Below are 12,301 nucleotides of genomic sequence, written 5' to 3' on the forward strand. Positions count from 1 at the left end.
GGGTTTATTTTAGATAAGAGCGCAGCAAATGGCCGACTTCTGCCATCCGCACAGCCCGCTGAGCCGGGGTCGTCTCCCCCGTCACCAGCTCATCTTTGAGGTGAATTTCAACCATTTCCCCCATCAGGCCATTGGCAGCGCCGCGCACGGCGGCAATTTGCTGCAAAATGGCGAGACAGGGATCGCCCGACTCCAGGGCGCGTTCAAGGGCATCAACCTGGCCCCGAATGCGGCGGACGCGGGTCAGAATACGTTTTTTATCTTCGGGTGAATGCGGCATACGCCCTCCTGATACTATAGGGGGGTATTGTATATTGTATGGAAAGTTAATGTAAACATTATCAATTATTGAAAAAATCAATATCCAGAAAAACATCAATAAGAACTTGAAATATATGTGTTTTATATAACATTTTTTGCCTAATGGACTTGTTGATTAAGGGTTTATTACGTTACGCGCCACTTAAATCATTAATGAAAAAGGAGGTTGAAATGGCTATACCGGCATATCTCTGGCTAAAAGATGACGGCGGCGCCGACATAAAAGGCTCAGTTGACGTTCAGCATCGCGAGGGCAGTATTGAGGTGTTGGGATTCGGCCACGGCCTACACCTGCCAACTGATAACATGACGGGGAAGATCACAGGCACGCGCGTACATAGCGCTCTTGTATTTGAAAAAGAGTTCGACAGCTCCAGTCCGTACTTATACAAAGCAGTAGCTACGGGCCAGACACTAAAGAGTGCCGAGTTCAAGTGGTACAATATCAATGACGCTGGCCAGGAGGTCGAGTACTTCAACATGCTGCTGGAGAATGTCAAAGTTGTCTCGATATGCCCGATGATGCATGACGTTAAAAACCCGGCGACAGAGAAGCATAACCACCTTGAAAGTATTGCGCTTCGCTATGAAAAGATCACCTGGAAGCACTGTGACGGGAACATCATCTTTTCTGACGAGTGGAAAGACAGATGATCCGCTGCACGTTTCATCTCAACAATAGCCAACTGTCAACATTTAGCTGCCCGGGAGTCGGTTTTTTCCCCGCGTATTCTGGTAATGCTGGCGTAAACCGGAATAATCCTGACAAGACAGCGGTGTCCGGAAAAGGCCCGCTGCCGCCAGGTAAATACTATATTGTTATGAGACCAGGAAGCGGCGCTGCTCATTTTGCCAAGAGCCTGACGTATTCAGTTCTTTCCGGGTCTAATCACTTCCACTGGTTCGCTCTGTATCGTGAGGATTCAGATATAGACGATTATACGTTTATTAGTGAAGTTGAAAGGGGTAATTTCAGGCTCCATCCCGCCGGATACAAGGGGATTAGTAACGGCTGCATAACTTTCCTTAACACGAGTCATTTCAACATAATGAGGGCCGCGCTTCTGAGACAACCTACTTTTAAAATTGGCGGGACACAGGTCGACGCGCTCGGTACTGTACAGGTATATTAATGAGCAGACGAAAGTTTTTAATATTGTGGCATATTTATGCGTTTATATATCTGTGCATATTTATTGCTTTTTTTGCCGTCGTGCCGGAAGTAACGCTGTTCGATTATCTGTCAATTAAATATGGGTTTATTGATATCGAACGGTGGGATATCTATTACTCTATTTTTGCGATATCAACGACAGTAATAATAAACTTCCTGTTTATTTTATTAACTTTCCGTTTTATTTCTAAGACCAAAAAAGGATAACTGTAAAGAGTGGGACCGCGGTCCCACTTACATCATTTTTAATACAAAAGCCGCTGCTACCCTTAGACACCGGCACGAGTTGATGCACAAATCTTTCTTCAGCAGGCAGTAACCCTGGCTGATAATTTCCACAGCGGTGCTACGCCCGGTTATGCCTGCCTGTCAGCGAAGGAGATCTCTACCGCAACAGCAGGCTAAATACCTGCGTATTGAAATCCCGCCTTGTATTCTTACCAATAAAGCTCGAAATGTTAAAAATCCGCACTTATATGGCACGATGTGAACAGAAATAACATTCTCGTCACCTAACATACTCGCTACAAACAAAATGGTGGTGTTAATGATTGTACTAAAGAGCTTTTTATTCTTCGTTGGCGCGGCGGCCGCTTGCGCACTTATTATACTTTGTCTTTGGGTTGATATGCGGTTTGTCGGCCATGACATTCCGGAATTATCACTGACCGAAATTATGCAGGAAACGGTATTAGCGACTATCGTCTTTCTCCATTTTCGTCTGGCGAAAATAGACGAATCTATGCGTTACTGCAATATTCTGGTGGGCGGCTTTTTCCTGACGATGTTAATTCGGGAACTGGATGCGCTTTTTGATCTCATTTCTCATGGAAGTTGGGTATGGTTCGCGCTGATAACCGCGCTGCTGGCGTTAATTCGCCCCGTTATGCATTTTCGCGCTACCCTGGAACAGCTGGCAAAATATACGCAATCTCCCTGGTACGGCATACTGTTGAGCGGCCTGCTGGCTGTGCTGGTCTTCTCCCGCCTCTTTGGCATGCAGGTACTGTGGCACGCCATCCTTGAGCATGGCTATATTCGTGTCGTGAAAAACGCCGTTGAGGAAGGTTCGGAATCGTTCGGCTATATGCTGTGCCTGGCCGCATCCCTCGGCTATTACGTTACCTTTCCCGCTCACGCACGACAGAAATATTCTCTTCGCGCTGCGTAGAGAGAGACGGCGCGGGAAATATTTATCAACAACATCCTCAGGACGTCAGGATGGTCACATAACAAAGACATATCCTAAAAAAGGGCAATCAGGCGTCGATTTCAGCGAATTCTCTCTCACGCCTGCCATCAGCGTCTATCCTTAGACTATCAACAAAAGGAGGCTGGAATGTCTGATTTCGACACTGATAAAAATGCACAATACGCTGGCGATAAAGCCAAAAACAAACTTGATGAATTATCCGGCTCTGCACAGCAGCAGTTTGGCGAATTCGTTGATTCCCCTAAACACCAGGTAAAAGGTGCGGCAAAAAAATATGCTGCCCAGGCCAGTGATGCCGTCTCGGATGTCACTGAAGCCGTCAGAAATAACCCGTTAACGGGCTTAATCGCAGCCGGTGCGGTAGGTATCGTTCTGGGACTTCTGCTGGGACGTAAATAATTTCAGGCCCTTCGGGGCCTTTTCTTTCCCCCCATTTCCCTCCTCTCTCCCCCCTAATTTTGATAGTTCTTCTGGCAAAAGGCCGATCCGCACGAAAAACTTGTACAATTTAGATGTACAGATTTGACCGGATAGTATAAATTCGATGCCAGTGATGTTACAAAATTGTTTGTTAACGGTGGAAAATTATGCGTCGCAACCATGCTCCCTCTACAGCAGAAAGCGCTATCACCTTGTATTTCAACAAGGATAACGTTCCAACACAGCAGGAAACCCTGGGTGCCATTGTCAGTGAGATCATCAAAGAAAATGTACAACTGAGCAGAATGACAATTTGTACAAAGCTGCTGCGCAGAATTGAAGAATCAACGTCTGACGCAGAGAAAGCGCACTACAACGGCCTGATAGCCCTCTTCTTCGAGCGTTAACCTGAACACTGTTTTTTTACTTACTAAGTTAGTCATGCTGAGTGAGAATAGAACTCCTGAATGCGATGACTAACCCCATGCTACAGCCTGCTGCGTGTAGCAGAGTGAGATTTAAGCTATGCATAGAACTAAATTTGAACGACTTAAGGATGACCTTATCGGTGAGGCCGTATTATCCATACTGAAAGAGAACGGACCTATTACCTTTGCGTCTCTTGCCAATCGCCTGCGGGCGATGGCTAACGTTGAATCAAATGATGAACGTAAAAATGCATTGATTGCCGCAGAAGATGAAGTACGCCAACGTGTTACCGGCGTATCGCAAGATCGTGGAAGCGTCATGGGCGATTATGATATTGGTCGCATGCGCGCACTCTTCACGAAAAAAACGGTTCTGGCCCCAGACAAGAAACACTAATTTTAATCTAAACGGTGACCACCATGAGTAAAGCGATTATGCAGCAGACCTATAATTTTGAAGCACTGCACGATAAAGGACTGGCGGAACATTTTCTTAATGCCGGCAAGCATCTCACTGGTGAGGTTGAAGTGTTAGGCTCGGCTATACGCTGTATAATGCTGGCAGGGGATAATCTCTCAAATAAAGAGATTATTCTGCAACTGATTCATGCCCTTGAAATTACCGAGGAGCCTGAAGCCTGCGATGTCATTCGTAACACGCTTGAAATTGTGGTCGGCTTTACGCGCGATGATATCTGAGAAAACATTATTTCAACGGTGAGTCACTGCTTTTCGCTGGTGGTCGTTTAGTTTACGCTAACGTATCACCAGCACAGTGAGGCCATTAACTGAATAACCTTACCATCCGATCCAGTTCTTCCTCTTTAACCGCCCGGGAAAGATAATATCCCTGGAAGCGTTTAACCCCTAACGCGACAAGATTTTCAAATTTTTCTTTGCTATCGACGCCTTCCGCAACGCATTCCCTTCCCGTCATGTCGCTGTATATCTGTATCGCTTTAATAATGCTATAGTCATTGTCGTTAGCAACAAAGTGCTCAACAATATCGCGGTCAAGTTTCAGTCCATCAACGTTAATCTGTCGGATAGGTAACATAGCGTGATCTCTGGAAAAGCAATCATCCAGAAAAAGCCGACACCCTTCGGCGCGTAAACGCTGAAGAGTGACAGGAATATTTGGGTCCTTTGTTACGTCAATCGTTTCAGCTAATTCAAAGACAAGTTTCCCGGCCCACTGCGGCTTCAGTAACATCTCAACGGCTTTTTTCACCATTCCCGGCAGCGCGTTCCCGGTAGCCAGTGGAGGCGGAATATTAACCGAGAAATAATATATCCCGTTATATCTGTTGATACCTGATACGGCCGCGTGGATGACTAACGCCGTCAGCTTGAGCCAGATTTCGCCATTTTTAACCCCGTTCAGAAATTGGGCTGCCTTCAGAACCTGACCGTTTTTATGCCAGCGAAGCAGAATTTCAAAGCCTACTCCTTTTTTATCGCCATCGGTAATAATTTGGTAAGCCGCAAATATTTCCCGCTTATGTAACGCCTGCAAAATATCTATTTCCGCATCCGAAAACCCCTGCGGATTATTTTTTACCGCACAGACTTCATCCCTGAAAACACGTGCATCACTAAACCACACTCTGATAAGATATAATTTACCCAACCCCACTTTTCGATGGGTATAAATGGTTTTATCTGACAACCCTAACCTCGCAGACTGCTCTTTTATCGACATACCCCGATAAAAATTCAGCAATACGGTTAATACGCGCATTGTTAAACCATGCAGACTTTCTTTACTTTCTTTATCAGATCCATCACGCAATAAACGTGACGAATCGGCATGTACGTCATAAATGTTGTCTGCACAGTCCATTACGTCTGAAATATTCGCTATCCTGATCATCGATACCGATTTGGTATTATTAACGAGACTTCTCAACGTGGCATAAAGCCATCTCTCTGGTATTGCGCCATACAGCGTCACGCTACAAATAACCGGCAGTGCATTCAGCACCGATACCAACCGCTTCAGGCTTTCAAGAAAGGCAGCAACGTCGCGACCAAGAAAAACAGAAATCTCAGGTGGTTGATTTTGCATCATTTTTTGAACATCACCTGAGCAAACTTCATCCTCTTCAAAATGGAGCCGCGTGGCGTTTACGCCACGAGACTTCAGAAGCAGGCTATACCCCTCGAAGGTGAAACCGCAGGCTGAAATAACAAACCGTTGCTTGTAGCACGTATCTTGTATAAAAGGTAAATTTTGAGACATAACCTGCTCCTGAGAATGCAAATAGTATTCCCATCTGTAATTAAAGCCAATATTCCCTGTCGCATTTAATAATTTTATCGCACCCTGCTTGGTTAATAAACCGTTATCAATGTTATGCACAAGAACATTTTTGCGTTAATCAACCGACTCATCCATATACAGCATAAATATTACTTTCTTTTCATATAACGACAGTAAATACGCACTTCTCAAGGTATAATGAAAATTCCGAAAAAGAAGACCGGATACTTCATCTCATCGGTTCAGACAAAAAAGAGAAAACGCTATGGATAATCACATCTCATCCAGAGCTTTGCTACATCGAAGGGATGTCATTAAAAACAACCCTCGATTTGGTGAAGCTATAACAGAGCACTACAAAATTAATGATGCCATTTATAAAAAGCAACCTTTGTTCTACAAAACGATGCTTCAGGAATCACGCTTCAACATAATACTGTCAATGTGTTGTTTTGTTTTTGGCAATCAGGCTGAGTCAGTTTCAGAGATTAAGGCGCTATGCACCCGTTATAATATCGCCAGCCCTAACAGTGTTATCGCGATCATCACCATACTTAAAACTACCGGGCGAATTAAGACCTGGCGCTGTACTGAAGATCGCCGAAAAACAAAAATCGCGCCAACGGAAAAAGGACTTGATGAGCTTAAACGCTATATGTCCGGGGCGTTTACGCCTGTCAGCATTCTTTATCCGGCATTCAACATTAATGTTAATCTTCTGGACAATGACATCCAGCGGCACAACTTTTTCCGGCGCGCCGCAGAGTATCTGTTTCGCGGATTAACATTCAGGAAAGTGCTTCCGGAAGTGGGTTTATTTATTGATAAGGATGGTGGCCGAATGATTATGCTCTATCTCTATTTGCAGGCCATTAAAAACAAAACAGCACACGGTGCCATAATAACGTATTCAGCCAGCACACTGGCAAAAGAATTTTTCGTCTCGCGCATTCACGTCAACCGCATTATCAAATCGGCGCAGGAGGCAGGTTACCTTAAAGATCGCGGCGATGGCCGGATGTCAATTTACCCGGCCTTTATCGAGCTTGTCGAAAATTATGCCGGATTATATTTTGCGTACGTCACACATTACATCAACGTGGTACCAAAAGAACGACGCCATGCTGTCAACATGACGTCAACACTCTGATCTGACGGGCGTTCGGTTTGCTGAACGCCTTTTTTATCGCTCGCGCAGCGCCTCTTTTGCCTTATTCAACGGTTTCAGCAGATAATCAATGACGGATTTACTGCCGGTTTTGATATCGACCGTAGCTATCATGCCCGGGAACACCGGAAATTCCTTGCCCTGCCTGTTGGTCAGATGGTTACTGTCTGTACGGATATAAACGCGATAATAATAAACATCCCGTTTCACCTCGTCCTGAAGGGTATCCGGGGAAATCATCGTCACCTCCCCTTCCAGCCCGCCGTAGATCGAATAGTCATAAGCGGTGATTTTCACCAGCGCTTTTTGCCCGGGATGGATAAACGCGACATCGCGCGGCGAGATTTTCGCTTCTATCACCATCTGGTCATCAAGCGGTACCAGGCTCATCAGTTTGCCGTTCGGCGGGATCACACCGCCCACCGTCGTCACGTCAATGTCCTTCACGATGCCACGCACCGGCGCATTAAACGTTAAGCGGGTGAGTGAATCTTCGCGTCCTTTCATGACCGAACGCTGCGCTTCCATTTCTGCGTTCGCTTTCGCCAGTTCTTCGCGGGCGCGAACGTAGTACTGGTTTTTCATCTCGGTGATTTTGCTCTCCAGTTCATTTTTTTGACGTTCAAGGCGTAAGACTTCGACCTTACTGGCCGCCCCCTGCGTCACCAGCGGGCGCGTTAATGACAGTTCACGCTGCACAAGATCCGCTCCCTGGCGTAAACCCGCCAGCCCTTTTTCAAGGCTTTCGCGACGAGACTGATAAAGCGCCGTTTCCTGTTTGACCAGCTCAACGTCGTCATCCAGCTCTGCCGGGAATGTCAGCACCGTGTTGTTCACCTCTGCATTCAGACGCGCGGCCGTCGCCATCGCAGCGTTTAATCGAGATTCGCTCTCCAGTACGCTGGACTCGGTTTTCGTCCGGTCCAGTTGGGCAAGCTGTTGCCCACGCTCGACAATATCGCCTTCGCGCACCATCAGACTGTGGATAATCCCCCCTTCCAGGGACTGTATCACCTGCTCGTGGGAGGACGGGATCACCTTGCCGCTGCCCGTCGTGACCTCATCCAGCTGGAACAGGCTGGCCCAGGTAATAAACACCACCAGCAGGGCAAACAGCGACCATGCCACCAGCGACGATCGCGGCAGGCGGGGCTCCTTCAGCCGACTGTTAAAGCGGGAGAAATCATTCATGCCACGCCCTCCGTTTTCAGTTTGACCGTGCGCTGAGGCGCCTGCTGCGGGGCCATTCCGTGCTGGCGTAAAATGGCATCACGAGGGCCATCCATCACCACGTTGCCGTTTTCCAGGACGATGATGCGGTCAACCAGGTCCAGAATTGGCAGGCGATGCGTCGCCACCACCAACGTCCGGCGCTTACCGAGCCACGGGTGCAGATGCTGGATAAACTGCTTCTCGCTGACCTCATCCAGCCAGGCGGTGGGTTCATCCAGCAGCAGAATATTCGGCGAGGTGAGCAGCGCGCGGGCCAGCAGCAGCGCCTGACGCTGCCCACCGGAAAGCCCCGTTCCGCCCTCGTTGATGATGGTGTTCAGCCCCATTTTCTGCTTGCGCACAAACTCCAGCGCGCCGCTGTTGACCAGCGCCTGATGAATTTCCTCGTCTGTCGCCAGCGGATTGCCCATCAGAATATTGTCACGCACGGAGCCGAAGAATAGCCGCGCCTGCTGACTGAGCAGTTGCATGTCGCGGCGCACGTCGGCCGGGTCAAGATGATTGAGAGCAATATCGTCCAGCAAAATGCTGCCCTGCTGAGGCTCCTGCATTCCCGCCAGCAGATGCAGCAAGGTACTTTTCCCCGAACCATTCCGCCCGAGTACTGCCACACGTTCACCGGCGCGAATGCGCAGTTTGCTGATATTCAGCACGGTGAGCTTCTCTTCTTCGTCGTAATAAAACCCGACGTCGTCCAGCCGGTAATCACCGCGAAGGTGGGCTTTATGCACTTTTTTGCCGTGCCGGGGATCGTCAATCGGGCGCTGCATCAGGTCATCCAGTCCCTTGCGGGCCACCTTTGCCGACTGCCAGCGGGAGAGCACGCCAGAAATCTGCGAAAGAGGCGCAATGGTGCGGGACGCCAGAATCGAGGTGCCCACCAGCGCACCGGTGGTCATGTCGCCGCTGATGACCAGGTAACAGCCCACCAGCAGCACCACGGCGTAGACGATAGACTGCACCTCCTGGGTCCAGGTCAGCAGCAGCCCCGTCAGCCAGCGCTGCTTCATGCCGACGCTGGCGGCAACGTCATTGGTGTTATTCCACTGGTTCTGGAAGCGCTGCTCGGCGCGCATTAGCTTGATGTCCTCAATCCCCTGCACCGCCTCCACCAGCGTGGCATTGCGAATTGCCGATTCACGCATCCCTTCGCTGGAGAGTTTTCCCAGCGGGCGCTGCACCAGCAGGCCGGGAATGAGCAGCAGCGGCACGGCCAGCAGCACCACCAGCACCAGCGGGCCGCCAATCATCCACAGAATGAAAACAAACAGCAGGAAGAACGGCAGATCGGATATAGCGGCAATGGTGGTGGAAGTGATCAGCTCCCGCACTGACTCCAGCTCGCGGATCTGGGCGATAAACGACCCGGTCGATTTCGATCGCGCACCGTTTTTAATCCGCAGGGCGTGGGCAAACACGCGCTCGGAAATACGCAGGTCGGCGCGTTTTCCTACCACGTCCGAAATATGCACCCTCAGCATGCGCATGATGAATTCAAACACGATGGCGATCATCACGCCGCCAAACAGCACCCACAGCGTGGCCTCCGACTGGGACGGCACCACCCTGTCATACACCTGCATGGAAAAGACCATGCCGGAGAGCGCCAGCACGTTGGCGACCAGCGCCACCAGCATAATGTCGCTGTAGCGACGCCAGTCTTTCAGCGCCAGTTGCCAGAACCAGTTTTTCTCATAGGGTTTGCTGTAATCATCCACGCGCGCATCCGGCGTGGACTCAAGCGGGCGCAGTACCATCAGTCCCTTTAACCGTGAACCAAGCTCGTCGCGCGTCAGCGTTGTCTCCAGCCCCCCGTCGCCGCTAAACTGCACGCTGACGTTCCCGTCGTTGTCCATACGGTTGATGACCGCAATTTGCCCGCCGGTAAACTCCGCCAGCAGCGGTAAACGCCAGGGATCGAGCGATACGGCTTCCGCCGCCACCCAACGCATCCCCATCCCAAGCTGGCGCGCCATCTCCTCCAGCACTAGCTGGCGTGGCGACTGGCTTTCATGGTTAATCGTGACCCGAACATGCTGCGCCGAAAAATCCAGCCGATAATATTTCGCGATGATGAGCATGCCCTGCAACCAGGGTTCGTACTGTGGATGTGTCTTCATAATCTCCGGGTTAACGCAATTCGTTAAAGAAACGCCAAAAGGCCGCGAGGATCCCTCCCCGCGGCGGTGTTTTACGCAATTAACAATTGATGATTCGCCAGCAGCGTCGCCAGATCCGTCTGCACCCCGTTCAGCGTCACCAGCGTGGTGGGCGAGAACTGACCGCCAGTGCCGTCCAGGTCAACCTGGATCTCAGTGTTGCTGCCGTTTTGCACCACGCGGATGTAGTCGGCGATGTTGCCTGCGCTGCTGTCCAGCGTCGCCACGCCGTTGACGTAGCTCGCCGAGCCGGTGCCGGTATAGCCGCTGTCGGAAAGCAGGTCGCGCAGATCGATACGGTCCGTATCTGCCGTCCCTTCCCAGGTGCCGACGGTAAAGCCGTTCACCACATCGCTGCCGTTGCCGCCCGTCGCGTCAGACGCGTTGATCAGCTTATAGAGCAACGTGTCCTGGCCGCCGCTGCCGATGTTGAAGGTGTCGTTACCGCCGCGGCCTTCGAACTGGTTATCACCGCTGTTGCCGGTAATCACGTCGTCATAGTCAGAGCCGTTAATCCCTTCAATATTCAACAACCGCGTGGTACCGAATCCGGTGTCCTGCGCCGTTGAGAGGCGCAAATCAACGGTTATCCCAGAGGTGGCATTACGGTAATCCACCACGTCCATGCCGCCGGTATTGCTCCAGGTGTCGTAGTCTGAATGGGTATTCCAGCCGCCGGATCCGTTATAGGTATAGGCCCCATCCTCTGCGATAAAGGTGTCGTTATACCCGGTACCGGTAATGGTTCCGCTGTGGCCGCCGGTGGCCGCTTCGGCGGTGAGAACATAACCCTCTTTGCCGTTGCCCGCGTCCAGGCCGGTCCAGGTGACGTTATCCGACACGCCGTTGGTGATCTTCACGATCTCCGCCGAGTAGCTTTCGTTCGGATCCAGCCCGTAGAAACTCACCAGCGCAGAGGTATCGTTCGAGCCAATGCCGGACTGGGCGTTGATGATCTGCGAGGCCACCAGCACGCCCGCAGCGTTATACAGATTGACCGTGTTGCCGTAGTAGGCGTTGATGCCCTCGCTGTCGACAATGTGCAGGTGCATCGCGGTACCGTCAGCAATTTTGGCGCTGTTTTGCACCAGCACCACCTTGCCGTTCTGCTGCGAGACAAGCAGATCCTTCGCGCCGTCCCAGTTGTAGTCTACTGCCGCCACGCCAGTGGCGTAGGCAATGCCGGACGCCAGCTGGCTGGCGGTCCAGGCGGAACCGTAGCCGTTGTTAGTGAAGAGCGTCGCCGTCTGTGAACCGCCGTAGGTGCTGAGCTTGATGATGTCCATCTGCCCGTCCCCGTTCCAGTCCACCGCCACCGAGAGATACCCCGCAGCCGCGTTAGAAGCTTCCACCGCGCTCTTGGTGGTCGAGAGCTTCCCGGTACCGTCGTTGTAGTAGATCACCCCGCCGTTGTTGTTGTAGCTGCTGCCCAGGTACAGATCCATGTAGCCATCGCCGTTGAAATCCGCCCACGTCATGGACGCCGCCGTGGTGCTATTCGCGGTGTTTACCACAAACACGTTGGTCAGGTTCTGGCCGATAGAGAGCGTGCCGTTGCCGTTGTTGTTGATCACGGTTAACGAGTACGCGCCGCTGCGGTTGGTGTGCTGAACGATATCCACCGTACCGTCGTTGTTCAGGTCAATGCCGGAGATTTCACGCCCGGAGTCGAACTGGCCGTAGAAGCCGCCTTCCCCACCGGTGCCGTCCGGCGAGAGGACGCCGTTGTTATTCACCAGATAGGTCAGGGAGTCCATACCGGCATCGCCGTACGCCAGATCAAGATAGCCATCGCCGGTTTTGTCGTAGGCAATTACGCCGCCGTACCAGATGGTGGTCCCCATCGCCAGCTGGCTAGCGGTGTAGCTGCTGCCATCGTAGGTCCACATCACCTGCGTAGAACCCGCGTAGGTGTTCTCCGT

The 12,301-nt window shown here is 50.9% G+C and carries 13 protein-coding genes; 8 read left to right on the forward strand and 5 right to left on the reverse strand.

What is annotated here, in order from left to right:
• Positions 1-4: 4 nt before the first annotated feature.
• Positions 5-280 carry a metal/formaldehyde-sensitive transcriptional repressor gene (locus tag BH712_RS02875; RefSeq protein WP_032673826.1) on the reverse strand — a complete coding sequence of 92 codons (276 nt, stop codon included), beginning with the start codon at positions 278-280 and terminating at the stop codon, positions 5-7.
• Between the two features lie 212 nt (positions 281-492).
• Here BH712_RS02875 and BH712_RS02880 point away from each other — a divergent pair, with 212 nt between their 5' ends.
• From BH712_RS02880 to BH712_RS02915, 7 genes are all read left to right on the forward strand, one after another.
• Positions 493-975 (forward strand): Hcp family type VI secretion system effector, encoded by a 483-nt coding sequence (locus BH712_RS02880; protein WP_032673825.1) that lies wholly within the window; start codon positions 493-495, stop codon positions 973-975.
• Entirely contained in the window at positions 972-1,454 is a 483-nt protein-coding gene (locus tag BH712_RS02885) for a DUF2778 domain-containing protein (protein WP_006810584.1), read from the forward strand. Before BH712_RS02880 ends, BH712_RS02885 begins: the two co-directional genes overlap by 4 nt.
• 588 nt (positions 1,455-2,042) lie before the next feature.
• Entirely contained in the window at positions 2,043-2,666 is a 624-nt protein-coding gene (locus tag BH712_RS02895) for a hypothetical protein (protein ID WP_032673824.1), read from the forward strand.
• Between the two features lie 168 nt (positions 2,667-2,834).
• Positions 2,835-3,107 carry an ElaB/YgaM/YqjD family protein gene (locus BH712_RS02900; RefSeq protein ID WP_003857263.1) on the forward strand — a complete coding sequence of 91 codons (273 nt, stop codon included), beginning with the start codon at positions 2,835-2,837 and terminating at the stop codon, positions 3,105-3,107.
• Between the two features lie 188 nt (positions 3,108-3,295).
• Positions 3,296-3,535: a regulatory protein YcgZ gene (gene ycgZ, locus BH712_RS02905; protein ID WP_006810581.1), complete on the forward strand. Its 240-nt coding sequence runs from the start codon at positions 3,296-3,298 to the stop codon at positions 3,533-3,535.
• Between the two features lie 118 nt (positions 3,536-3,653).
• A complete protein-coding gene (locus BH712_RS02910) occupies positions 3,654-3,953 on the forward strand; it encodes a hypothetical protein (protein ID WP_006810580.1) in 300 nt (99 codons plus the stop codon).
• Positions 3,954-3,976: 23 nt separating this feature from the next.
• Positions 3,977-4,255 (forward strand): biofilm development regulator YmgB/AriR family protein, encoded by a 279-nt coding sequence (locus BH712_RS02915; RefSeq protein ID WP_006810579.1) that lies wholly within the window; start codon positions 3,977-3,979, stop codon positions 4,253-4,255.
• 85 nt (positions 4,256-4,340) lie between these two features.
• Here the strand turns inward: BH712_RS02915 and BH712_RS02920 are convergent, their stop codons facing one another.
• On the reverse strand, positions 4,341-5,798 hold the full coding sequence (locus BH712_RS02920) for an EAL domain-containing protein (RefSeq protein ID WP_032673822.1): 1,458 nt from the start codon (positions 5,796-5,798) through the stop codon (positions 4,341-4,343).
• A 286-nt stretch (positions 5,799-6,084) separates the two neighbouring features.
• Here BH712_RS02920 and BH712_RS02925 point away from each other — a divergent pair, with 286 nt between their 5' ends.
• Positions 6,085-6,969 carry a hypothetical protein gene (locus BH712_RS02925; protein ID WP_006810577.1) on the forward strand — a complete coding sequence of 295 codons (885 nt, stop codon included), beginning with the start codon at positions 6,085-6,087 and terminating at the stop codon, positions 6,967-6,969.
• Between the two features lie 33 nt (positions 6,970-7,002).
• Here BH712_RS02925 and BH712_RS02930 read toward each other — a convergent pair whose 3' ends face one another.
• From BH712_RS02930 to BH712_RS25410, 3 genes are all read right to left on the reverse strand, one after another.
• A complete protein-coding gene (locus BH712_RS02930; RefSeq protein WP_006810576.1) occupies positions 7,003-8,178 on the reverse strand; it encodes an HlyD family type I secretion periplasmic adaptor subunit in 1,176 nt (391 codons plus the stop codon).
• Positions 8,175-10,340, reverse strand: coding sequence for a type I secretion system permease/ATPase (locus BH712_RS02935; RefSeq protein WP_006810575.1), 2,166 nt, complete (start codon positions 10,338-10,340; stop codon positions 8,175-8,177). The genes BH712_RS02930 and BH712_RS02935 overlap by 4 nt, the downstream gene beginning before the upstream one ends.
• A 71-nt stretch (positions 10,341-10,411) precedes the next feature.
• Positions 10,412-12,268 carry an FG-GAP repeat domain-containing protein gene (locus BH712_RS25410; protein WP_459536417.1) on the reverse strand — a complete coding sequence of 619 codons (1,857 nt, stop codon included), beginning with the start codon at positions 12,266-12,268 and terminating at the stop codon, positions 10,412-10,414.
• Between the last annotated feature and the right edge of the window lie 33 nt (positions 12,269-12,301).

Source organism: Enterobacter hormaechei ATCC 49162, assembly GCF_001875655.1.
Taxonomy (GTDB): Bacteria; Pseudomonadota; Gammaproteobacteria; order Enterobacterales; family Enterobacteriaceae; genus Enterobacter; species Enterobacter hormaechei.

Excerpts from the sequence above, each read along its gene's own strand:
- BH712_RS02875 (WP_032673826.1), bottom strand. The coding sequence starts at position 280 with ATGCCGCATTCACCCGAAGATAAAAAACGTATTCTGACCCGCGTCCGC.
- BH712_RS02880 (WP_032673825.1), top strand. The coding sequence starts at position 493 with ATGGCTATACCGGCATATCTCTGGCTAAAAGATGACGGCGGCGCCGAC.
- BH712_RS02885 (WP_006810584.1), top strand. The coding sequence starts at position 972 with ATGATCCGCTGCACGTTTCATCTCAACAATAGCCAACTGTCAACATTT.
- BH712_RS02895 (WP_032673824.1), top strand. The coding sequence starts at position 2,043 with ATGATTGTACTAAAGAGCTTTTTATTCTTCGTTGGCGCGGCGGCCGCT.
- BH712_RS02900 (WP_003857263.1), top strand. The coding sequence starts at position 2,835 with ATGTCTGATTTCGACACTGATAAAAATGCACAATACGCTGGCGATAAA.
- ycgZ (WP_006810581.1), top strand. The coding sequence starts at position 3,296 with ATGCGTCGCAACCATGCTCCCTCTACAGCAGAAAGCGCTATCACCTTG.
- BH712_RS02910 (WP_006810580.1), top strand. The coding sequence starts at position 3,654 with ATGCATAGAACTAAATTTGAACGACTTAAGGATGACCTTATCGGTGAG.
- BH712_RS02915 (WP_006810579.1), top strand. The coding sequence starts at position 3,977 with ATGAGTAAAGCGATTATGCAGCAGACCTATAATTTTGAAGCACTGCAC.
- BH712_RS02920 (WP_032673822.1), bottom strand. The coding sequence starts at position 5,798 with ATGTCTCAAAATTTACCTTTTATACAAGATACGTGCTACAAGCAACGG.
- BH712_RS02925 (WP_006810577.1), top strand. The coding sequence starts at position 6,085 with ATGGATAATCACATCTCATCCAGAGCTTTGCTACATCGAAGGGATGTC.
- BH712_RS02930 (WP_006810576.1), bottom strand. The coding sequence starts at position 8,178 with ATGAATGATTTCTCCCGCTTTAACAGTCGGCTGAAGGAGCCCCGCCTG.
- BH712_RS02935 (WP_006810575.1), bottom strand. The coding sequence starts at position 10,340 with ATGAAGACACATCCACAGTACGAACCCTGGTTGCAGGGCATGCTCATC.
- BH712_RS25410 (WP_459536417.1), bottom strand. The coding sequence starts at position 12,268 with ATGTGGACCTACGATGGCAGCAGCTACACCGCTAGCCAGCTGGCGATG.